The organism is Kribbella endophytica (assembly GCF_054781295.1).
The window spans coordinates 3526753-3548128 of record NZ_BAAGUR010000001.1; the positions used below are offsets into that span (position 1 = coordinate 3526753).

General features: G+C 69.7%; 23 protein-coding genes. 14 read left to right on the top strand and 9 right to left on the bottom strand.

Translation table 11 applies throughout. The features are described from left to right. Positions 1 to 24: 24 nt before the first annotated feature. The 7 genes from ACYVIO_RS16900 (at position 25) to ACYVIO_RS16930 (ending at position 7583) form a co-directional block, all read left to right on the top strand. Complete coding sequence (locus ACYVIO_RS16900; RefSeq protein WP_460651722.1) at positions 25 to 939, top strand: alpha/beta fold hydrolase; 915 nt, start codon at positions 25 to 27, stop codon at positions 937 to 939. Continuing rightward, positions 936 to 2057, top strand: a complete 1122-nt coding sequence (dapC, locus tag ACYVIO_RS16905; RefSeq protein WP_460651723.1) for a succinyldiaminopimelate transaminase — start codon at positions 936 to 938, stop codon at positions 2055 to 2057. The genes ACYVIO_RS16900 and dapC overlap by 4 nt, the downstream gene beginning before the upstream one ends. Before the next feature lie 76 nt (positions 2058 to 2133). Further along, entirely contained in the window at positions 2134 to 3564 is a 1431-nt protein-coding gene (locus tag ACYVIO_RS16910; protein WP_460651724.1) for a M15 family metallopeptidase, read from the top strand. Between the two features lie 7 nt (positions 3565 to 3571). Then, complete coding sequence (locus tag ACYVIO_RS16915) at positions 3572 to 4369, top strand: hypothetical protein (protein WP_460651725.1); 798 nt, start codon at positions 3572 to 3574, stop codon at positions 4367 to 4369. Between the two features lie 44 nt (positions 4370 to 4413). Beyond that, positions 4414 to 5568: an amino acid deaminase/aldolase gene (locus tag ACYVIO_RS16920; protein ID WP_460651726.1), complete on the top strand. Its 1155-nt coding sequence runs from the start codon at positions 4414 to 4416 to the stop codon at positions 5566 to 5568. Next, a complete protein-coding gene (locus ACYVIO_RS16925) occupies positions 5565 to 6866 on the top strand; it encodes a D-arabinono-1,4-lactone oxidase (protein ID WP_460651727.1) in 1302 nt (433 codons plus the stop codon). The genes ACYVIO_RS16920 and ACYVIO_RS16925 overlap by 4 nt, the downstream gene beginning before the upstream one ends. A gap of 9 nt (positions 6867 to 6875) precedes the next feature. Next, entirely contained in the window at positions 6876 to 7583 is a 708-nt protein-coding gene (locus ACYVIO_RS16930; RefSeq protein WP_460651728.1) for a PIG-L deacetylase family protein, read from the top strand. On the opposite strand, the gene ACYVIO_RS16935 is transcribed toward ACYVIO_RS16930, so the two are convergent. Together ACYVIO_RS16935 and ACYVIO_RS16940 are read right to left on the bottom strand one after the other, a co-directional pair. After that, a complete protein-coding gene (locus ACYVIO_RS16935) occupies positions 7580 to 8386 on the bottom strand; it encodes an isocitrate lyase/PEP mutase family protein (protein WP_460651729.1) in 807 nt (268 codons plus the stop codon). The two genes, ACYVIO_RS16930 and ACYVIO_RS16935, sit on opposite strands and share 4 nt — an antisense overlap. Beyond that, positions 8386 to 8682: a putative quinol monooxygenase gene (locus ACYVIO_RS16940; RefSeq protein ID WP_460651730.1), complete on the bottom strand. Its 297-nt coding sequence runs from the start codon at positions 8680 to 8682 to the stop codon at positions 8386 to 8388. Before ACYVIO_RS16940 ends, ACYVIO_RS16935 begins: the two co-directional genes overlap by 1 nt. A 232-nt stretch (positions 8683 to 8914) precedes the next feature. Here ACYVIO_RS16940 and ACYVIO_RS16945 point away from each other — a divergent pair, with 232 nt between their 5' ends. Continuing rightward, a complete protein-coding gene (locus ACYVIO_RS16945) occupies positions 8915 to 10174 on the top strand; it encodes an AlkA N-terminal domain-containing protein (protein ID WP_460651731.1) in 1260 nt (419 codons plus the stop codon). Positions 10175 to 10312: 138 nt separating this feature from the next. Here ACYVIO_RS16945 and ACYVIO_RS16950 read toward each other — a convergent pair whose 3' ends face one another. Further along, positions 10313 to 10765, bottom strand: a complete 453-nt coding sequence (locus ACYVIO_RS16950) for a MarR family winged helix-turn-helix transcriptional regulator (RefSeq protein ID WP_460651732.1) — start codon at positions 10763 to 10765, stop codon at positions 10313 to 10315. Positions 10766 to 10820: 55 nt separating this feature from the next. Here ACYVIO_RS16950 and ACYVIO_RS16955 point away from each other — a divergent pair, with 55 nt between their 5' ends. Next, positions 10821 to 11648: an alpha/beta fold hydrolase gene (locus ACYVIO_RS16955; protein ID WP_460651733.1), complete on the top strand. Its 828-nt coding sequence runs from the start codon at positions 10821 to 10823 to the stop codon at positions 11646 to 11648. On the opposite strand, the gene ACYVIO_RS16960 is transcribed toward ACYVIO_RS16955, so the two are convergent. Beyond that, positions 11622 to 12272 carry a class I SAM-dependent methyltransferase gene (locus tag ACYVIO_RS16960; protein ID WP_460651734.1) on the bottom strand — a complete coding sequence of 217 codons (651 nt, stop codon included), beginning with the start codon at positions 12270 to 12272 and terminating at the stop codon, positions 11622 to 11624. The genes ACYVIO_RS16955 and ACYVIO_RS16960 overlap by 27 nt on opposite strands. A 176-nt stretch (positions 12273 to 12448) precedes the next feature. On the opposite strand from ACYVIO_RS16960, the gene ACYVIO_RS16965 reads away from it, so the two are divergent. Continuing rightward, positions 12449 to 12811, top strand: coding sequence for a hypothetical protein (locus ACYVIO_RS16965; RefSeq protein ID WP_460651735.1), 363 nt, complete (start codon positions 12449 to 12451; stop codon positions 12809 to 12811). A gap of 6 nt (positions 12812 to 12817) precedes the next feature. Here the strand turns inward: ACYVIO_RS16965 and ACYVIO_RS16970 are convergent, their stop codons facing one another. Then, on the bottom strand, positions 12818 to 13387 hold the full coding sequence (locus tag ACYVIO_RS16970; RefSeq protein ID WP_460651736.1) for a DUF6817 domain-containing protein: 570 nt from the start codon (positions 13385 to 13387) through the stop codon (positions 12818 to 12820). 115 nt (positions 13388 to 13502) lie between these two features. Next, complete coding sequence (locus ACYVIO_RS16975; RefSeq protein ID WP_460651737.1) at positions 13503 to 14279, bottom strand: TetR/AcrR family transcriptional regulator; 777 nt, start codon at positions 14277 to 14279, stop codon at positions 13503 to 13505. A 79-nt stretch (positions 14280 to 14358) separates the two neighbouring features. Here ACYVIO_RS16975 and ACYVIO_RS16980 point away from each other — a divergent pair, with 79 nt between their 5' ends. Genes ACYVIO_RS16980 through ACYVIO_RS16990 form a run of 3 tightly spaced genes read left to right on the top strand, consistent with a single transcriptional unit; the run spans position 14359 to position 16763 of the window. Continuing rightward, entirely contained in the window at positions 14359 to 15264 is a 906-nt protein-coding gene (locus ACYVIO_RS16980) for a DUF2306 domain-containing protein (RefSeq protein ID WP_460651738.1), read from the top strand. After that, positions 15261 to 15455: a ferredoxin gene (locus tag ACYVIO_RS16985; protein ID WP_460651739.1), complete on the top strand. Its 195-nt coding sequence runs from the start codon at positions 15261 to 15263 to the stop codon at positions 15453 to 15455. Before ACYVIO_RS16980 ends, ACYVIO_RS16985 begins: the two co-directional genes overlap by 4 nt. A 6-nt stretch (positions 15456 to 15461) precedes the next feature. Beyond that, on the top strand, positions 15462 to 16763 hold the full coding sequence (locus ACYVIO_RS16990) for an NAD(P)/FAD-dependent oxidoreductase (protein ID WP_460651740.1): 1302 nt from the start codon (positions 15462 to 15464) through the stop codon (positions 16761 to 16763). On the opposite strand, the gene ACYVIO_RS16995 is transcribed toward ACYVIO_RS16990, so the two are convergent. Next, positions 16715 to 17326: a TetR/AcrR family transcriptional regulator gene (locus tag ACYVIO_RS16995; protein WP_460651741.1), complete on the bottom strand. Its 612-nt coding sequence runs from the start codon at positions 17324 to 17326 to the stop codon at positions 16715 to 16717. The two genes, ACYVIO_RS16990 and ACYVIO_RS16995, sit on opposite strands and share 49 nt — an antisense overlap. Before the next feature lie 70 nt (positions 17327 to 17396). Here ACYVIO_RS16995 and ACYVIO_RS17000 point away from each other — a divergent pair, with 70 nt between their 5' ends. Continuing rightward, a complete protein-coding gene (locus tag ACYVIO_RS17000) occupies positions 17397 to 18806 on the top strand; it encodes an MFS transporter (RefSeq protein WP_460651742.1) in 1410 nt (469 codons plus the stop codon). Positions 18807 to 19283: 477 nt separating this feature from the next. Here the strand turns inward: ACYVIO_RS17000 and ACYVIO_RS17005 are convergent, their stop codons facing one another. Both ACYVIO_RS17005 and gndA read right to left on the bottom strand, forming a co-directional pair. Next, positions 19284 to 19790 carry a DUF6319 family protein gene (locus ACYVIO_RS17005; RefSeq protein WP_460651743.1) on the bottom strand — a complete coding sequence of 169 codons (507 nt, stop codon included), beginning with the start codon at positions 19788 to 19790 and terminating at the stop codon, positions 19284 to 19286. A gap of 127 nt (positions 19791 to 19917) precedes the next feature. After that, the gene (gndA, locus tag ACYVIO_RS17010; RefSeq protein ID WP_460651744.1) at positions 19918 to 21354 is read right to left on the bottom strand and encodes an NADP-dependent phosphogluconate dehydrogenase; all 1437 of its coding nucleotides are present in this window, start codon (positions 21352 to 21354) and stop codon (positions 19918 to 19920) included. Positions 21355 to 21376 lie beyond the last annotated feature (22 nt).

A 21376-nucleotide genomic window follows, 5' to 3' on the forward strand; every position in this document is an offset into this window, starting at 1 on the left:
ACTTCGAGTGGGGGAGACGCAGCGGTGAAAAAAAGCACGATCGTTCGGTTCTATGCGACCAGCTTCCGGATTCTCGAGCGGGTCGCGCCGCCGATCGGTGCCCGGCTGCTCGAGCAGCTGTGGTTCCGGTTGCCGCCCGTGCCGGAGAAGGTCCGCCGATCGAGGGTCGAGCTTCCACCCGGTACGCCGTTCGAGGTCCCCTTCGAGGGCGGACTGATCCGCGGCCACGAGTACGGCGACGAGGGCCCGATCGTCTACCTCGTCCACGGGTGGGGCGGCTGGGGCTTCCAGCTCGCGGCGTTCGTCCCGCCGCTGGTCGCCGACGGATTCCGCGTGATCGCGTACGACGCACCGAGCCACGGCGAGTCCGCGCCCGGACTGGAGGGCAAGGGCCGCAGTTCGATGCCGGAGCTCGCGGACGCGTTCCAGGCCGTCGTCGCGGAGCGCGGTCCGGCGTACGGCGTGATCGCGCACTCGCTCGGAGCGGCAGCGACCACGCATGCGTTGCTGCACTTCGCCGAGCCGGAGCGAGTGGTGTACCTCGCGGCCGCGACGGACTTCGCGGACTGGATGGACGGGTTCCAGGCGGCGTTCGGGTTCGGGCCGCGGGTGCGGGCCGGGTTCCTGCGGCGGTTCGCCCGCAAGTTCGGGCCGATGGAGAGCTACGAGGGATCCCGCGTGGTGACCGACCTCGCGACCAGGCGGGAACTGCCGCCGCTGCTGGCGATCCACGACCGCGACGACCGCGAGACCGAGGCCGACGGGAGTATCCGGCTGGCGAAGGTCTGGCCGGGCGCGACCGTCGAGCTGACCGAGGGACTCGGGCACCGAAGGATCCTGGGCGACCCGGCGGTGATCGCGCTGGCGCTCGGCTTCTTATCCACAGATTGGGAAGGCGGCCACACGGCGAGAGCCGCGCAGGAGACAATGGAGGGGTGACAGACCTCTTCTCCAGCACCACTTCCAGCCGCCTGCCGGACTTCCCGTGGGACAAGCTCGCGCCGTTCAAGCAGAAGGCGGCCGACCATCCGGACGGCATCGTCGACCTGTCGATCGGCAGCCCGGTGGACCCGGTGCCCGACCTGGTGAAGAAGGCGCTGGCCGACGCGGCAGACGCTCCGGCGTACCCGACAACGATCGGTACGACGACCGCGCGGCAGTCGGCGGTCGACTGGTTGGAGCGTCGTCTCGACGTCCCGGGTGTGGACCCGCAGACCGGCGTGCTGCCGGTGATCGGGACCAAGGAGCTGATCATGCTGCTCCCGATGTTGCTCGGCGTCGGGGCCGGCGACACCGTGCTCATCCCGGACCTCGCCTACCCGACGTACGAGGCAGGGGCCGCGCTGGCGCGGGCCAAGAGCGTGCCGGTCGCCGACGTCACCCAGTACGACGGCCCGGTGGCCGTCGCCTACCTGAACTCGCCGCGCAACCCGTCCGGCGAGATCACCTCGGCCGCGGAGCTCAAGGCAGCGGTGGAGTGGGCCCGGGCGAACGACGTGCTCCTCGTGAACGACGAGTGCTACGTCGAGTTCGGCTGGGACGAGCAGCCGGTGTCCGTGCTGCACCCGGATGTGTGTGGCGGCTCGTTCGACAACCTGCTGGCGGTGCACTCGCTGTCCAAGCGGTCCAACCTCGCCGGATACCGGGCCGGCTTCGTGGCGGGCGACGAGCGGATCGTGACCGAGTTGCTGGCGGTCCGCAAGCACGCCGGGCTGATGGTCCCGTCGCCGATCCAGGCGGCGATGGCCGCGGCGTTCGCGGACGACCAGCACGTGGAGGAGCAGCGCGCGCGGTACATCCGGCGGCGCTCGGTCCTGCGCGAGGCGCTGACCGGCGCGGGCTGGGAGATCACGCTGTCGCAGGGCGGGCTGTACCTGTGGGCCGAGCACCCGTCGTACGACGCCTACAGCTCGGTGGCCGCACTGTCCGAACTGGGCATCCTGGTAGCGCCCGGGGCCTTTTACGGGACGGCCGGTGAGAGGAACATTCGAGTTGCGCTCACCGGGACCGACGAGCGGATCGACGCGGCCGTGAAAAGACTGCACACCCAGGTGTAACTTTTCTGGCGTCCAGGGCGTCTCCCCTGGTGAGGAGGGCGGGCCGGAATGGTCCCGTCCATTGGGGAGGACGGCCATGGCTCGGAGAGCTCTGCCTACAGTCGCGATGGTGGCGCTGCTCGCGCTGCTGCCGATCAGCGCGCACGCCGACGACACACCGAGCGTGCCGTCCGGTACGCCGGTGTCGACGCCTGTCGCGCCAGAAACAACACCGCCGGGCACGCCGGAAGACACGCCACCGAGCACGCCGGGGACCACAGTCACGACGACGGCGCCGCCCGAGAAGCCCGCTGACACGCCGTCGGGGACGCCAACCGGCGAGCCCACGGGGACGCCGACCGATCAGCCCACCAAGCAGCCGTCGCTCGCCGCCGAGGCCCTGGCGATCTCGCTCGACCAGCCCGCGACGACGTGGGAAGACCGGCCGATGACGTTCACCGGCAAGCTCAACAACGGCGCCACGAACTGGTACCTCTCGCTCTGGCAGGCACTGCCGAGCGGCTGGACCCTGCGCGGCGCGACCCAGTCCACGACCGGCGGCGCGTACAAGATCACCTACACCCCGACCGGCCCGATCCGCACCACCTTCCGGGTCGTCGTCGGCCCGAAGTTCTACGGCACGCCGGCGATGTCGCCGGCCCGGATCGGCACCGCTCAGGACCGCAAGATCCTGATCACCAAACCCGCCGCCTCGTACGTCGCGCTGACCGGCGTCGCCGTCACCGGGACGACCGTGCCGGCTCAGCCCGGGCTCGAGGTCGTCCTCCAGGACCTGCTCGGCAGCGGCGCCTGGCGCTGGCTGACCAGCGTCAAAACCGATGCCAAGGGCAACTACCGGCTCCCGTTCCCGGACAACTTCCCGTCCAGCCGGTCGGTCCGCGTAGTCAGCCGGGGCGTACCGACCACGGCCGTCGAGGTGTCGGCCTCGGCGTACGTCGTGGTCAAGGCCGGTCTCAACCCGAAGGTCTATGCCGTCGCCGCCAGCATGGTCCCGAAGACCTACCGAGCCGGCTGCCCGGTCGGCCCCGCGTCGCTGCGGCTGCTGACGATGAACCACTGGGGCTTCGACGGCCTCCTGCACAAGGGTGAGCTGATCGTCCGCGACGCCGCCGTGCAGAAGATGATCACGGTCTGGACCGCGAACCTGAACGCGAAGTTCCCGATCCGGCGGATGACGCGGGTCGACGTGTTCGGCGGCAGCGACGTCCGCGCGATGGAGGCCGACAACACGTCGATGTTCAACTGCCGCCAGGTCACCGGCGACCCGTACTCGCTGTCGCCGCACTCCTACGGCTACGCGATCGACATCAACACCGTCGAGAACCCTTACCTCGCGGCCAACGGCGTCTGGTACCCGAAGAACGGCCTGTCCTACCGCAACCGCTCAGTGGCCCGCCCCGGCATGCTGTTCGCCGGCAGCACGCTGACCAAGGCGCTGGACGCCCAGGGCTACTTCTGGGGAGCCCGCTGGGCCAAGCCCGACTACCAGCACTTCGAGCCGAAATGAGCGGGCAGTGAGAGCCGGTACGGCGCGCCGCGCAGCAGTCGCGGCGGCCGCGGCCGTCCTCGCCGCCGGCCTGCTAGCCGCATGCACCAGCGCACCGGCAGCTGAGCCGAGCCCCACGCCCGAGCTCAGCATCCCCAGCACCGTCGGCGGCACGGTCCCCGTCCCGACCATCACGCCGGACACCGCCAAGCCCACCGACGCCGCCAAGGCCCCGGCCACGCCCGACCAGGCCACAGCACCGCCGCCTGCAGCGGCCGGACCGGTCTCCAGCAAGAACCTGCCCCCGGCCGACAAGCTCGGAGCAGGCTGGAAGACGTACGTCGACGAGGGCGGCGCCGAGGCGGGCTGGCTGGGCAACAACACCTGGACCCGGGAGCGCAGCGCCCACCAGGCGGCGTACGAGGCTCTGCCGGTCGGCTGCGCCGGGAAGATGCCGGCCGGCTCGCTGCCCATCCCGCAGCACGCCCTGCAGGCGACGTACCGGACCGGCTCGGACCTGCCCGCCACAGCTCTCCTGCTCCGCTTCGCCGACCAGAAACAGGCCCAGCAGTACTACACCGGATACGAGGCCCGCATGACTGCTTGCGGCACCTCCGGTGACGCCCAGCTCGCAGTAGAGCCGCTCTGGTCGGAGCAGGACGCCGCAGCCCAAGTACGCCGGTACGCCGGCGCCGAGCCCTACGCCGAGACCGTCGTCCGCCAGGGCAGCACCGTGGCGCTGCTCGCCGCCCAGGACGCCAAACCGAGCGCCGACTGGGCGCACAGCGTCGTCCCGGTGCTCCGGGCTGTGATCGATTCGGCATGAAAGATGTACTACCTTTCAGTTTTAACCCGGCTTAGACTCCGGACATGGGTGACTTCGACCGGTACGGGCGGCTGACCGCCGAGCTGGATCCACCGTTCGCGGTGGTGGATCTGGCCGCCTTCCGCCGGAACGCCGACGACCTGGTCCGACGTGCCGCCGAGGTGCCGATCCGCGTCGCGTCCAAGTCGGTGCGCAACCGCGCGCTGCTCGCCGAGGCGCTGCAGCGGCCCGGCTTCCGCGGCGTGATGAGCTACGCCTTGCCCGAGGCGCTCTGGCTCGCGGGCAACGGCGTCGACGACATCCTGATGGGCTACCCGACCGTCCACCGCGCGGCGCTGCGCGAGCTGGCCGGCGACGCCGAGGCGGCCGCCCGAATCACGCTCATGATCGACGACGTCGAGCACCTCGCGTACATCAAGCAGGTCACCGGCGGCGGCGAGCGGATCCGGGTCTGCCTGGACGTCGACGCCTCGCTGCGGGTCTTCGGCCAGCACCTCGGCGTACGGCGTTCCCCGCTGCGTACGCCGGAGCAGGTGCTCGCGCTCGCGCGCCAGGTCGTCGACGACGACGCCTTCGAGCTGGTCGGCGTAATGTTCTACGAGGCCCAGATCGCGGGCCTGCCGGACACGTCGCCCGCGGTTCGCTGGGTGAAGCGGCGCTCCGCGGCCGAGCTGTCCGACCGCCGCGGCGCAGTCGTCGACGCGGTCAAGCAGGTCGCGCTGCTCCGGCTGGTCAACAGCGGCGGCACGGGCAGCATCGAGATCAGCAGCGCCGATCCCGTGGTCACCGAGGTCACCGCTGGCTCGGGCCTTTACGGGCCGACGCTGTTCGACAAGTACGACGTGTTCCAGCCCGAGCACGCGGTGGCGTACGCACTTGGCGTCGTACGGCGTCCGACGCCGCGGATCGCGACGCTGTTCGGTGGCGGGTACGTCGCCTCCGGCCCGGCGAAGAAGTCGCGGCTGCCCGCCCCGGCCTGGCCGCTCGGGCTGAAGCTGCTCGGGACCGAGGGCGCCGGCGAGGTGCAGACCCCGGTCGAGGGCGAGAACGCGCGCGGCCTGAGGATCGGCGACCGCGTGTGGATGCGCTACGCGAAGGCAGGCGAGATGCTGGAGCGGTTCGACCGGCTGTACGCGATCGACGGCAACGAGCTGACCGAGCTGGTGAGCTACCGGGGCGAAGGGAAGAACTTCGGATGAGCACCTGGCGGAACTGGGCGGGCACCGAGTCGGCGACCGGCGTGGAGGTGCTCCGCCCGGGTTCGACCGATGAGGTCGCCGCGGCGGTCAAGGCCGCGGCCGAGCAGGGCAAGAAGCTGAAGGCGGTCGGCTCCGGTCACTCCTTCACCGGCTGCTCGGTCCCGGAGCAGGTGATGGTCCGGCTCGACGGGCTGTCCGCGATTCAGGCCGCCGACCGCACGTCCGGCCGAGTCACGGTCGGCGCCGGCACCGGGCTCGCCAAGCTGAACGCCGGGCTCGCGTCGTTCGACCTCGCGATGGCCAACCTCGGCGACATCGACAAGCAGACGATCTCCGGCGCGGTCTCCACCGGCACGCACGGGACCGGCGCGAAGCTCGGCGGCCTGGCGACGCAGGTGGTCGGGCTCGAGCTGGTCACCGCCGACGGATCGGTGCTGCAGTGCTCGGCCGACGAGAACGCCGATGTCTTCGCGGCCGCCCGCGTCTCGGTCGGGGCGCTCGGGGTGATCACGTCGATGACGTTGCAGTGCGTCCCGGCGTACCTGCTGCGCGCGCAGGAGATGCCGCTGCCGCTCGGTGAGGTGCTCGCCGGGTTCGATGAGCTTGCCGATGGCAACGATCACTTCGAGTTCTACTGGTTCCCGCACACCGACGTCGCGCTCACCAAGCGGAACAACCGCGTCACGACCGGCGTCGGTGCGTCTCCGGTCAGCCGGATCCGCGGCTGGGTGGACGACGAGCTGCTGTCCAACAAGGTGTTCGAGCTGACCAACCGGCTCGCCGTACGACGGCCCGCGCTGGTGCCGCGGATCAACCAGCTCGCGTCGCGGGCGCTGTCGGCGCGGGAGTACGTCGATGCGTCGTACAAGGTGTTCTGCTCGGAACGGAACGTGGTGTTCCGGGAGTCCGAGTACGCCGTACCGCGGGAGCAGTTGGTCGAGGTGCTCGGGCAGCTGCGCGCGTGGATCGACCGGTCGGGGGAGAAGTTCCCGTTCCCGATCGAGGTGCGGGTCGCGGCGGCCGACGACATCTGGCTGTCGACCGCGCAGGGGCGCGCGACGGCGTACATCGCGATCCATCAGTACCACCGGCTCGATCACGGGCGGTACTTCACCGCGTTCGAGCAGATCGTCGCGGCGTACGGCGGCCGGCCGCACTGGGGCAAGCTGCACACGCTCGACGCGTCTCGCTTCGCCGAGCTGTATCCGCACTTCGGCGACTTCCTGGCCGTCCGCGATCGGCTGGATCCGCAGCGCGCGTTCGCAAACCCCTACACGCGGCAGGTCTTCGGCGACTAGCCTGCGCTCATGACCCCACTCGAACCGGTCGTTGAGGACTGGCAGAAGGCGCTCGCGATCGTGGCGCACCCCGACGACCTGGAGTTCGGGACGGCCGCGGCGATCGCGCGCTGGACCGGGCAGGGCAAGGAGATCGTGTACGTGATGGCCACGTCGGGCGAGGCGGGCATCGACGGGCTCGCTCCCGCCGAGTGCGGGCCGCTGCGCGAGGCCGAGCAGATCGAGTCGGCGCGGATCGTCGGCGTCGACGTGGTCGAGTTCCTCGGGCAGCCGGACGGCACGATCGAGTACGGCGTGGCGCTGCGCAAGGTGCTCACCGCGGTGATCCGCCGGCACCAGCCGGAGATCGTGATCACGAACAACTACCGCGAGACCTGGGACGGCGACGTCGTCCTGAACCAGGCCGACCACATGGCCGTCGGGCGCGCGACGCTGGACGCCGTACGGGATGCTGCGAATCGGTGGATCTTTCCCGATGACGGCGAGCGGTGGAACGGTGTGCGGCAGGTGTGGGCTGCCGGGTCGCCTTTGGGTAAGCACGGGGTCGACATCACCGACACGTACGAGACCGGGCTCGCGTCGCTGCGGGCGCACAAGGCGTACATCGACGGGCTGGGCGGGTTCGACCCGTCGGAGTTCCTCGAAGGAGTGTCGCGCGCCGGTGGCACCAGGTTCGGCACGACGTTCGCGACCTCCTTCGAGGTGTTCACTCCCTAGAACTTGGCGTTGAGCTCGCCGAAGTCGAGGGTGTTGGCGAGCTCTCCGTACGTGCCGTGGTCGAGGACTTCGCGGGCGGCGTCGAGGGCCTTCGAGTACGCCGCTTGGGCGATCGCCGTACCGACGCTGATCCGGCGTACGCCGTGGGCGACGAACTCGGCGACCGACGGTGCGCCTGGGCCGCCCATCACGTTGACCGGGAGCGGGGACTGCTCGGTCAGCTCGGCGACGGTTTGCAGGTCGGTGAGGCCGGGGACGAACAGGCCGTCGGCGCCGGCTTCGGCGTACTGCTTGGCTCGATCGAGTACGTCGCTGAGCCGGCCTTCTTCCGGACCGATGCCGAAGAGGAAGACGTCGGTCCGCAGGTTGATCAGCAGCTCCGGCAGGCCTGCCGCGGTCGCACCCGCGCGGGCCGCGGCGATCCGGTCGACCTGCTCGTCGACGGAGAACAGCGGGCCGCCGGGAGCCTTGGAGTCCTCGAGGTTGACGCCGACGGCGCCCGCCGCGACGACCTCCTCGACGGTACGCCGTACGTCGGCGGGTGCCGGGCCGTAGCCGCCCTCGATGTCTGCCGACACCGGTACGTCGACGGCCGCGGCGATCCGGTGTACCTGCTCGATCATCTCGTCGCGGGTGAGCACCTGGCCGTCGGGCTTACCCAACGACCAGGCCACGCCGCCGCTCGTCGTAGCAACCGCCTGCGCGCCGGCCGCGACGACCAGCACGGCGCTTCCCGCGTCCCAAACGTTGGGCAGCACCAACGGATCGAGCGCCCGGAGCCTTTGGGCTTTGTGGGTGAACATCAGTGGCTGACCAGCAGCTCGTGGTCGATCTCGACGAACTCGACGATCAACCCGGCGAACCGTCCCGCGACGAGTTCCTTGTACGCCGCCGAGCCGGTGTGCGCGTCGTACGCCGCCTGATCGGCGAAGTGCTCCACGAACAACAGATAGTCCGGCCGCGCCGGATCCCTGTACACCCTGAACGACAACGTCCCCGCCTCCTGCTCCGGCCCCCGAGGCGCAAACTCCGCCACGATGGCTTCCGCCTCAGCCTGCTTACCCGGCTTGAGCTCAATCGGAAAAACCTTGCTCAGCATCTTGGTGACCTCTCTGGTGTGTTCTGACCCGAGAAGCATCCGTCGGCACCACGGCCCAGGTCTGGCCAGATTCGGACAGCCACGTGAGATGCCCGCAGACCCGGACCCGAGCCAGCGCCGGCACGGGCGCAGTCCGTAGCCGTTTGGGGCGGGCAGGCTCCCCTCCCTCCCCATTTGTCACCGGTCCGAATATGGCTGGTTGGTGGGCTGGGGATGGCCTATACCTGTGGGTGTGACGACGTACTCGGCGGTGGTGACTACGGGGATCTACTGTCGGCCGGGGTGTGGGGCGAAGCCGTTGGCGGAGAACGTGCGGACGTTCGAGTTGGCGGCGGCTGCTGAGGCGGCTGGGTTTCGGGCTTGTTTGCGGTGCCGGCCGTACCGGGTGGCTTCGCCGGTGGATGCTCGGGCGCCGGAGATGGTGTGCCGGGCGGTGCAGTTGATCATCGACGGGGTGCTCGACGAAGGGACCGAGGTTGCGCTGGGGGAGCGGCTTGCGGTGTCGCCGCGGCATTTGCGGCGGATGTTTCGGGATCACCTGGGGGTGACGCCGGATCAGCTCGCTCGGTCTCGGCGGGCGCATTTCGCGCGGCGGCTGTTGGACGATTCGGACCTGACCGTCGCGGACATCGCGTTCGCCTCGGGCTTCGGGAGTCTGCGGCAGTTCAACCGGGAGATGCGGCAGGTCTTCCGCGCCGCGCCTCGCGAACTGCGCGATCGTCGGCGGCGGGCGGATCGCCTGACCGCGGACGGCGGTCTGGTGATGCGGCTTCCGTACCAACCGCCGTACGACTGGAATGCGATGCTCGACTTCTTCGCCGCCCGCGCGATCCCAGGCGTCGAGTCGGTTGCTGACGGCACCTACCGTCGGACGATCGCGCTGGACGGCGGGCCTGGGCTGCTCGAGCTCAAGGCGGGCACGGGTGATCACCTGATCCTCCGCGCGCACCTGCCGTACTGGGAGGGCCTGATCCACGTCGTCGAGCGCGCCGCCCGGATGGTCGGGCTCGACACTGCGCCGGCTGAACTCGCGCATGACCCAGTACTAGGACCGCTCGTACGACGGCGCCCGGGCCTCCGCGTCCCCGGCGCCTGGGGTCCGCTCGAGGCCGCCGTACAGTCAGTCCTTGCCCAAGGCAACTCTCTCGATGAAGCGCGCAAGCGGGCAGGTGAGCTGGTCGAAGCGTTCGGTCACCCAGTCCCCGGTCTGCCGGACGGCCTCACCCACCTCTTCCCTTCAGCCGAGGCCTTCACCACAACTGGCCTCCCACAACAAATCGCCGAGGCCTGCGTCGCCAACCCAACCTTCCTCGATCAGCCCCTCGACACCCTGATCACCAACCTCACCAGCATCCCCGGCCTGACCGCCGACACAGCACACACCATCGCCCTCCGCCTAGGTCACCAGGACGCGTTCCCACCAAGCCTTTACGCCGAACCAGCAGCCTGGCATCCACACCAAGCCCTGGCCGCCACCTACCTAACGACCTGAGTGAGGCGCCCCGGCCAACACCGGAGCACCTCAACAACTAAAGGGCTTCCGCGAACCTCAGCGCATTTCCGTACGGATCAGTCACCTCGCCGGCCGCCAGGACGTTCCAGCGCTTGGCTCCCTGCTGATGAGCCACCATCACCCGCGCAGTCGGGAAACCGCTGCCGGCGTGAGGTGCCGGGCAAGCTCCTCCAGCAGTACGACGACCTCCGCAACTAGCGCAGCATCCTCCGTCCCCAAGGCCGCCGCCAGCGCGCCGTCGACAGGCGCCGCCCGGACCTCGGCGACCCGAGCCGACGGCTTCGGCGAAGGATGAACAAGCTGCCGCCGCCGATCGCCACTGTCGGACTCGGTAACCACAGCACCAGCCTCGCGAAGCCGCGCGACAGCCCCCGACACAGCACTCTGCGGCAGCCCGGTCCGATCAGCGATCTGCCCGATCGCACTCCCCGGGTGAGCACGCACATCGCTGACCACGATCAGCACCGAACGCACACTCGTCGAGTGCTCGCCGATGCCCTCGGTCGGCAGGGCCTGCTCGCCGATCTTCATCAAGGTCCGCCCGAGCAGGAAGAGGTCGACACCGTTCATGACCCAAACTGTATCAGGATTGATGTATCAAAACTGATGCTTTACGGTGAAGCACATGACGACGATGAACGTGCCGGGAGCAGTCCTGTACTACGAGGTGCGAGGAACCGGCCCACTACTGCTGATCTCGCAGTCCGGCGAAGGCGACGCCGACCGCAGCCGGGATCTCGTGGACCAGCTGATCGACGACTACACCGTGATCACCTACGACCGACGCGGCCTCTCGCGCAGCGTCATCAAAAGCCCAGAGCAAGGCGTCACCCTGACCGAGCACGCGTACGACGTACACCTGCTGCTCCAAGAGCTCACCAACGAGCCCGTGACCATGCTCGGCTGCAGCCTCGGCGCCTCGATCGGGCTCCACGTTGCCGTCGACCACCCAGGTCAGCTCGGCACCCTGATCGCCCACGAACCAGTCACCCCGCGCTTGCTTCCCGCCGACGAGCGCGCCCGCCACGAGCACGAACTCGAACACATCCAGCAGGTCCATCGCCGCGACGGCTTGGCCGAAGCGCTCAAGGTCGTCGTCGAGGTGCTCGGCGTCGATCCGGCCAATCCCGACGCCGAGCCCGACCTCACCCCGCAGCCGATGAACGCCCAGCGGGTGAGCAACTTCGGCTTCTTCATCGAGCACGACTTCACCGCCGTCGTTCACGACACCCTGGACGTCGCCCGGCTCCACCAGGTGCCCACCCGCATCATCCCGGCCGTCGGCCGAACGACGCCGCAAACCGTGTTCGACCGCAAGTGCGCCGCTGCCCTGGCCGACCTGGTGAACGCCGACCTGCAGCAGTTCCCCGGCGGCCACAACGGGAACACGTCTCACCCTCGCGCGTACGCCGCCGTACTCAAGCAGCTAAGCCCGCGCCACCAGCACCAGTGACGGAACGCCCGCGACGCTCTCGGAGAGCCGGAGGTCGGCCACCGGAGAGAAGCCGGCCGCGGCCAGCAACGCCCACAGCGCGTCGGGCTGCCAGAGGTACGTCGTCCACGCGACCGGCACCCCGCCGTACGCCTGCGTCCGCTTGAGCTCGCCGTCGCCTTGGTGCATGCCGAGAATGAGGTGCCCGCCCGGCACCAGCGCGCGGGCGAAGGTCTCCAACACCTGCGGAAGCACCTCGCGCGGCAGGTTGAACAACGACCACCACCCGAGAATCCCGCCCAGCGAAGAGTCCGAAAGCTCCAGTTCGGTCGCCGAGGCGACTGCAAAAGAATGCCGAGGGTGCAGTCGCCGAGCATGCGAGATCATCCGCTCCGACAGATCGACCCCGGAGACGTCGAGCCCGCGCTCAGCCAAGTAGGCCGTGACATCCCCAGGCCCGCAGCCCACATCGAGCACCGGCCCAAGACCCTGCACCGCGGCGGCGAAGCCGTCGATCGCGGTCCGCAGCCACGGGTACGTCGTGATGTCCCCGAGGTTCATCTCGACGTAGTTGTCCGCGACGCGGTCGTACGACGTACGAACGGTCTCGAGGTCAGCCGGTTGCTCGATGCGGGAGGCAGTCATGCTGCCGGATGTTAGTGATCCCTGGTGGCACGCAGAGTCGGGGGAGTCGACCTCAGCCGCCGGAATGCCGAGCTGGGCGAGCGTGCGGTTGGCCGTCGCGGTCTACCGTTTCCAGGAAGGGTTCCGGACCTGTCAGACTCGTAGGCCGGGGGCAGCGCGTGAGGAGGCGCAGTGCCGTGTCGGAGAGCGAAACCGGACCTGAGGTAGCTCAGCCGGAAGTGTGGCAACCGCCGTGGTGGTTGCTCGTGTTCGCGCCGCTGCTGTGGCTGCTGGTCACCGCGCTCGTCGTGGACCACCGTGGCCTGGTGATCGGGCTGGTCGCACTCGTCCTGCTCGCCCCGATCGGGATGCCGGCGCCGCCGATCCTGCGGTTGCTCCGCAGGCACCGACGACTCGTCGGCGTCCATGCCGGCCCGCTGGCGTTCGCGGGCACGACGGCCTTCACCGACTTCCCGCTCTGGCTCTGTACGGCGGCAGGCGTCATCGCGCTCCTGCTCGCGCTGGTGCTCACCACCATGCGCGAGCTGGGCCACCAATAGGCGCGGCTAGGCGGGCGAAAGCTCCTCGCCGGCGGCGTGCGAAAGCTCCAGCGCCCGGCTCGCGTCGGCGAGGACCGCGGGAGAGGCGAGGGACTGCCAGCGCGGGACGAGCTCCTGCAGGTACGGGCGAAGCTTCCCGGCCAGCTGCGGCGCGTGGTCGAGAACGTCCAGCTCGTTGACGATCGTGAGATCGACGAACTCGCGCAGCTCGGCGGTGCTGAGCTCCTCCGACGTACCGGTGAACCGGTCCGTGACGGTGTGGTGCTCGGCCAGGTCACGCCAGGTGGTCTCGCGCTCGCACGCGCCGTACCGGTAGACGAGCTGCTCGGCCTCCGGCCCGATCACCGCTTCCAGGACCGGCCGTTCCTGCTGCCAGTCGAAGAGGTGGGTCGGGAATCCGTCGGTCCCGTACGCCGCGTGGGCGAGCCCGGCGATCACCAGGGTGTCCGAGGAGCCGAGGGTGGTGAGCCGCTTCGCGACCCGGTGCAGGTGGACGTAGAGCGTGCCGCCGGCGTGATCCAGCTCGTCAGCGCCGCGGACCAGTAGCAGCGATCCCAGGTCTTGGAAGGTGCTCATCTGACCTCTTCTGTTCGGAGCGGTCAGGGCCCGAAAGGTGAACCCAGAGCAAACACGGTACGGCGCACAGGAGGCCCCTGCCCAGGACACGGCGCGCCGACTACGTCACACGCGTTCAGTCTTGCTCTGTACGGCGATTCGCCGCGACCCAGCTCTCGACTCCGTCGAGGAACCGGTCCACCCCGAAGCTGAGCTCGAACGGCAACCCGTCGGACGGTTCCGGACGCTCGCCCGCGCGCTCGGCCGCCTGGACCGCGGTCAGTGCCGGGAACTGCTCCGGGTCGATGAACTCGGCGACGAGCTGCTCCACGTCGGCGTCCGTGCGCGGGATCCCGTCGTCGGTCTTGAGCTCCCTCGCCATGTTCATGCTGATCTGCGCCGCACCCCGGACGACCGCGGTCAGGTGCAGCGCGGCCACTCGCGCCTCGCCGCCGACCAGGCCGGCGGCGAGCAGCGGACGCAGCAGGCGCTCGAGCCAGGCGAGCTGGTGCGGGCCCATCGGCGCGTGGTCGAGCGGGACCCGCAGCATCCAGGGGCGTTGCCGGAAGCCGGTCCACAGCGCGTCGACCCAGCCGCGGACCGCCTGTCGGTAGTCCTCGGCGTCGTCGAGGTCGGGCGGAGCGCCTGCCCCGATGTCGGCGGCGACTTCCAGCAGGAGGTCCTTGTTCGGGATGTGGTTGTAGAGCGCCATCGTCGAGTACCCGAGCTCGGTGGCGATCCGCTGCATCGACAGCGCCTCGAGCCCGTCGGCGTCGGCGATCCGCACCGCGGCCTGCGCGATCTCCTCCACGTTGAGGCGGCGCCGGGGACCGCGCTGTCCTTCGGGTCGCCCCGCCCAGAGCAGCGTCACGCTGCGCTGGAGGTCCGGGTCCTTGCCGTCGCGTGTCGCCATCCACCATCCCGCCGTCGTTGTCCTGCGTCATCCTAAATCTATGTACGTCGTACGTTTTACGTATGCTATACATAGTTTCATGACCTCGACCCTGAACGCACCACCGACGTCTCCGCCCCGTCGCAAGCAGGTGTGGTGGCGCCGCACCTGGATCGTGCCGCTGATGTTCGCGGTCGCGGCGTTCCTGTCGTTCTCCGTGCCGCCGTACCTGACCTTCGATCCGGCGAACTCGCGCCTGGAGCCGCCGCCGGGCAACGAGCTCTACTACCCGTTCCTGGTCGCGCACGTCCTGCTCGGAACCGTCTGCATGACGACCGCCTGCTTCCAGGTCTGGCCGGCGTTCCGCACCAAGCACCGGCGCGGGCACCGGATCACCGGGCGGATCTACGTGTTCACCGTGATCCCCGCCGCGCTGCTCGGGCTCTACATCGGCTGGTACACCTCGGCCGGCCCGTCCGTCCGGGTCGCCAACCTCGTCGGGCCGACGCTGTGGCTGATCTTCACGGTCGGCGCGTTCCGGCTGGCTCGGCAGCGGCGGTACGACGAGCACCGCCGGTGGATGTCGCGCAGCTTCGCGCTGGCGATGTCGATCGCGTTCAGCCGGGTGATCAACATCCCGGCGATGATCATCCTGACCCCGCGGGTGGACGAATCCTTCGGCGGCAACGAGCAGCTGATGGAGAACACCGCGATCAGCATCGGCGTCTGGCTCAGCCCGCTGCTCCTGCTGGTGCTCACCGACTGGCTGCTCGAACGCCGCAAGCCCGGCGCGCGCCGTGCGGCCGCCGGCGGTGGACGGGACGCGCGGACCATCGGTGGACAGGACGCGCGGGCCGCCGGACAGGACGCGCGGGCCGTTGGACAAGACGCGCGGGCCGCCGGTGGACGGGACGCGCGGGAACAGCCGGGTGGTCGCTTCGACGCGCAGCAGGCCGGCGACTCCCTGACGACCGCCGGTACGGCGAACGGAGGGGTCGGCCGATGAAGGTGTTCGTGGACCAGGACCGGTGTGTTGCGTCCGGGCAGTGCGTGTTCGCGGCGGACGGGGTGTTCGACCAGCGCGACGAGGACGGGATCGCGGTCGTGCTGGACGACAGTCCGTCCGAGGACCGGCTCGCGGAGGTCCAGGACGCGGCGGCGGGTTGCCCGGCGCTGGCGATCACGGTCGAGGGCTGACCGCTGATGGTTCGCCAGGTTGTGGTTGTCGGTGCGTCGGCTGCGGGGTTGGCCGCCGCGGAAGCCTTACGCAGCAAGGGGTACGACGGCCGACTGACGCTAATCGGTGAGGAGCAGCATGCGCCGTACGACAGGCCGCCGCTGACCAAGCAAGTACTCTCCGGGCTGTGGGAACCGGACCGAGTGCTGCTCCGCGACGAGGCCGCGATCAGCCGGCTGGACGCCGACCTCCGGCTCGGGCAGACCGCGGTCGGGTTGGACGTCTCCCGACGCACGGTCCGACTTGGGCCGTTCGCCGGCAGGCCCGACGCTGCCCGGCGCCCGTCGCGGCCGGGCCCGTCGCTGCCCGGCGTCTCCGAGGGGTCGGCTGATGAGCTGCTGGCATTCGACGGGCTGGTGATTGCGACTGGTGTTCGGCCTCGGCGCCTGCCCGGCAGCGACCTGGCCGGCGTGCACACCGTGCGGACGGTGGACGATGCTCTGGCTTTGCGCACGATCCTGCTGACCGGACCGAAGGTGGTCGTCGTCGGCGCCGGGTTCCTCGGGACCGAAGTCGCTGCGGCCGCTCGTGGTCTCGGTCTCGACGTCACTCTGGTCGACCCCGCGCCGGCGCCTTTGCAGCGGCAGTTCGGCGTACGGATTGCAGAGCTTGTCGCGCAGACCCACAGCGATCACGACGTCCGGCTGCGGATGAACTCAGGCGTCGCGCGGTTCCTCTCCACGGACGGCAGGGTGAACGGCGTCGAGCTGACCGACCGAACGGTGCTCGACGCGGACGTGGTCGTGGTGGCGATCGGCGCGGTCCCAGCGACCGAGTGGCTCGCGGGCTCGGGTCTCCCGATCGGCGACGGTGTCGAGTGCGACGCTCACTGTCGCGCGGCGCCAGGGATCTACGCCGCAGGCGACGTCGCGTCCTGGTACAACCCGCGCTTCGACCGCCGGATGCGCGTCGAGCACCGCCTCAACGCGACCGAACAGGGCACGGCCGTGGCCGCCAACCTGCTCGGTGCAGACCAGCCGTTCACGCCCGTCCCGTACTTCTGGAGCGACCAGTACGACGTACGCCTGCAGGCCTACGGCATCTTCCCGCGCGATGCAGCGACGAGTGTGGTGCACGGGGATCCGGACGACCGTAGGTTCGCTGTCGCCTATATCGAGAACGACACGGTGGTCGGCGTACTCGGCTGGAACTGCCCGCCGCGTGACCTGCGCGATCTCCGCCAACTGGTCACCAAAGCAGGCCCCGAGTGGCGCAGGCTTCAGTGGTTCGATGCGCCAGGGCTGAGGCCGACGAGCTTCACCAGGTAGCGATCCACTTGCTCGCTCAGCGGCGGCCAGTCGAGATCCGGTTGGTTGACGCGCATCGACAGGACGCCGTGGACGGCGGCGCGCAGGTCGAAGGCGACGGCCGTGGGGTCGTCCGCCGGGGCCAGGCCGGCGTCCATGCAACGCCGTACGACCTCCGCGGTCTGCTCGCGGATCACGAGCCGGAACGACATGTCCGCACGCTGGTTCAGCGTGCTCTCGGTCAGCACCTTGTAGAGCCCGGGGTGATCACTGGCCCAGCTCCCGAGCACCAGGATGCGAGCTCGCAGTTCGACTGCCGGATCCAGACCCGCGGTCTGCTGAACCGCCTCGGCCAGCTCCGCGTGCGCGTGCTTCAACGCGGCGAGCACGAGTTCGTCGCGGTCGGCGAAGTGCAGGTAGACCGAGGTCGCCGCGACGCCGATCTCGCGCGCGACGGCGCGCATCGACAACGGCTGATCGTCACCGAGTTCGTCGAGCATCCGGACGGCGGTCGTGACGATCTCCTCGCGCAGCCGCTCGCCCTGCCCGCGCCGGTTGCGGTCCCGCGCCGTCGTCGTCTGCATGGCCGCCATCGTAGCGCTACGGCCGTCACGCTACAGTCGTAGCACTACATCTGTTCAGTTAAGGAACGTGATGACTCACGACCCCCGCCGCTGGTGGGCGCTTGCCGCCGTTACGACGGCCCAGTTGATGATCGGCCTCGACCTGACGGTGATGAACGTTGCGCTGCCGTCCGTTCAGTTGGATCTCGGTCTCTCCGATCCGGCGCGGCAGTGGGTGATCACCGCCTTCGCGCTCGGGTACGGCAGTCCGCTGCTCCTGGGCGGAAGGCTGTCGAACCTGCTCGGCCGCCGACGCAGCCTGCTGATCGGCCTGGGCGGCTTCCTGGTCGCCTCGGTGATCGGTGGCGCGGCGACCGGACCGGGGATGTTGCTCGGATCGCGAGCGTTGCAAGGGATCTTCGCCGCGCTGCTCACCCCGTCGATCCTCGCGACGCTCGCCGTCGCCTTTCCGACGCCGAGGGAACGCGGCAAGGCCTTCGGGATCTACGGCACTGCGATCGGGAGCTCGTCGGGTCTCGGTGTGGTGCTCAGCGGGGTCCTCACCGACTACCTCAACTGGCGCTGGTGCATGTTCGTGAACGTGCCGATCGCGCTCGCCGCCGGAGCGGGGGTGCTGTACGCCGTACGGCCCAGCCCGCGGGCTACCGGCGTACGGGTGGATCTGGTCGGCGTACTGCTCGCGACCTCTGGGCTGATGGCTCTCGTCGCCGGGTTCGCGCAGGCCGAGTCCGATGGCTGGGCGTCGGTGGTCACGATCGGTCTGCTGGCCTTCGGTGTTGTGGCGCTGGCGTTGTTCGTTTGGTCTGCAGGCCGGGTCGCCGCCCCTCTGCTGCCTCTGCGGGTGGTGCTGAATCGCCGCCGGGCCGCTTGCTACCTGGCCGTGTTCGCCTTGGCGGCCGGCATGTTCGGGGCGCTGTTCTTCCTGACCTTCTACCTGCAGAACGTCCTCGGCTACTCACCCGTCAAGGCCGGGCTCGCGTTCCTCCCGCTGACCGTCGGGCTGATGGTCGGCGTACGGATCGTGGGTGCGACGATCGCCCGTACGGCGGTCCGCCGGCTGCTGTCGCCGGGACTGCTGATTGTTGCCGTCGGCATGGTTCTGCTCGGGCTGCTGCGGGTCGACAGCCATTACTTCCCGCACGTTCTGGCGGTGTTCCTGCTGGTCGGGCTCGGTACTGGCCTGATGCTCGTGACAGCCAACAGCACCGCGACGCTCGACGCCGGACCGGACACCGCCGTCGCCGGCGCGATGGTGATGACCTCCCAGCAGATCGGCGCATCCCTCGGCACCGCCCTGCTCAGCACGATCGCCGGCACAGCGACCTCCGGCTACCTCCAAACGCACCCCGCCTCCACCCAACTCGCCACCGTCCACGGCTTCACCGTCGCCAGCTTCGGAGCCGCCACCTTCCTCTGCCTGTCCGCCACAGTGGTCTACCTCCTCGCCGGCCCCCGCCCCCCAGAGCCCGCGACACCCTGACCAAGGTTCACCCCCAACCACCCGTACGAGCGGGAGCATCCGCTGTTCACCTCGATGCAACTGGAGGTGTTGGACAGCGCCGCTCGTACGGCGCAACCCTCCGTGCCGCCCGCGGTCGGGGAGATGCACGCGTGGGTCACCTCGGGGCCGGTGGGTGAGGTGCTCACCCTTGGCTTCGGTGGTGGGGCGGCTGGAGCTGATGCTGCTAACCGGCTGACCGGCTGACCGGCTGACCGGCTGGGGGTCAGGTTGCTGGTCGGCTCACCGGTTGGGCCCGCGCGGCTGCGGCCGACCCGGCGGCCAGCGCAACCAACTGCCGACTAACCCCCGAAACGCGTCATGCCGGGCCGTTGGGAAAACGGCCCGGCATGCTCCTCAGTGCGTCTGGGTGGGGGCGGACGCCTCTGACCCCACCCAGGGGTTCCACGGCCGGAGTTGGGGGAAGACCGCGTCCGGCTGCGGGATCGTGGGGTGCTGCTAGTCGTCCAGCTCGGCGAGGGCGCGCTTGGCGGCTTCGAGCTCGGCCTCGAGGGCGGCGACCTTGGCGGCCTGCTGCTCGCGGGCGGCGTCGATGACCTCGTCGATCGGGCCGGACAGGTCCTCGTGCAGTTCCTTGGCGGCACGAGAGACGGCCGCGGCGGCGACGAGCAGGTTCTTGGCGATGTAGCTGTTGCCCTGCTTCAGCTCGGCCTTCCACTCGCCGTCGGCGGTGCCGGTGACGGTCAGCGTCAGCTCGAGGGTCTTGGTCTTCTTCGCCGGCGCCTTCTTGGCGGGAGCCTTCTTCGGCTTCTCGGCAACCGGGGCCGAGGTGGCCTCAGCCGGGGCGTCGGCGGAGGACGCGTCGTCCGCGGACGAGGGCGCCGTCGTGTCGGAGGAGGAGGCGGCCGCGTCGGGAGCCATCACGTCGGCCGGAGAGTCGATCGCCTCGGCGGGAGTGTCGACGGCGTCGGTCTGGGCTTCTGCTGCAAAAGTGTCTACGGTCATCGTTGCGGCGATCTCCCTGGGTGAACATGTCCCCGCCGAAGCGGGCTGGCGCTGAGAAAACATTAGAACATATGTTCGATCTCAGCGCCAATCCCACTGCCGCATCAACTACCTCAGATCAACGACCTCAGGCGTCGTGCTCCTTGCGGTCACCCGACCAGTCGAGGTGGAACGAACCCTCGCGGTCCACCCGGTGGTACGTGTGCGCACCGAACAGGTCCCGCAGACCCTGGATCAGCGCCGCCGGCAGCCGCTCCGCGCGCAGGCCGTCGTAGTACGACAGCGAAGCCGAGAAGCCAGGAGCCGGTACGCCGGCCGAAGCCGCTACGCCGACAACCCGGCGCCACGCCTCCTGCCCGTTCGCGACGGCCTCCTTGAAGTAGTCGTCGACCAGCAGCGACGGCAGGTTCGCGTCGCGGTCGTACGCCTCCTTGATCCGGTCCAGGAACCGCGCCCGGATGATGCACCCGCCGCGCCAGATCGTCGCCATCGCGCCCAGGTCGATGTCCCAGCCGTACTGCTCGGACGCCGCGCGGATCGCGTCGAAGCCCTGCGCGTAGGCGACCAGCTTCGACGAGTACAGCGCGTGCCGCACGTCCTCGATGAACGCGTCCCGATCGACGTCGACCTTGCCCGACGGACCAGGCAGTACGCCGGCCGCGGCCTCACGCCGTACGACGTCACCCGACAGCGACCGCGCGAACACGGCCTCCGCCATCCCGCTCACCGGGATGCCCAGGTCGAGCGCGACCTGCACGGTCCAGCGCCCGGTGCCCTTCTGCTCCGCCTGGTCCAGTACGACGTCCACGAACGGTCCGCCGGTCGACTCGTCGACCTGGGACAGCACCTCCGCGGTGATCTCGATCAGGAACGACTCGAGGTCGCCCGTGTTCCACTCGCGGAACACGTCGGCGATCTCCGGGGCGGACAGCCCGAGCACGTGCCGGAGCAGGTCGTAGGCCTCGGCGATCAGCTGCATGTCGGCGTACTCGATGCCGTTGTGCAGCATCTTGACGAAGTGGCCGGCGCCGTCCGGGCCGACGTGCACGCAGCACGACTCCCCGTTCACGTGCGCGGCGATCTTGGTCAGCATCGGCTCCAGCGCGGCGTACGCGAAGGTCGAGCCGCCGGGCATGATGCTCGGCCCGTTCAGTGCGCCCTCCTCGCCACCGGAGACGCCGGCGCCGACGAAGTGCAGACCCTTGGCCTTCAGGGCGTCCTCGCGGCGGCGGGTGTCGGCGAAGTGCGCGTTGCCGGCGTCGACGACGATGTCGCCCTCGTCCAGCAGCGGGACCAGCTCGTCGATCACGGCGTCGGTCGGCTCGCCGGCCTTGACCATGATGATGATCTTGCGCGGCGTCTCCAGCGACTCCACCAGTGCCGGGAGATCGGCGGCCGCGACGAACTCGCCCTCGTGACCGAACTCCTTGATCAGGGCGTCGGTGCGGCCCTGGGACCGGTTGTGCACGGCGACGCGGAAGCCGTTGCGGGCCAGGTTCCGGGCCAGGTTGCGGCCCATCACGGCGAGGCCGGTGACGGCGATCTGGGCTGGAGCAGAACTCATCGGTGTCTCCTGCGGGTGAGGA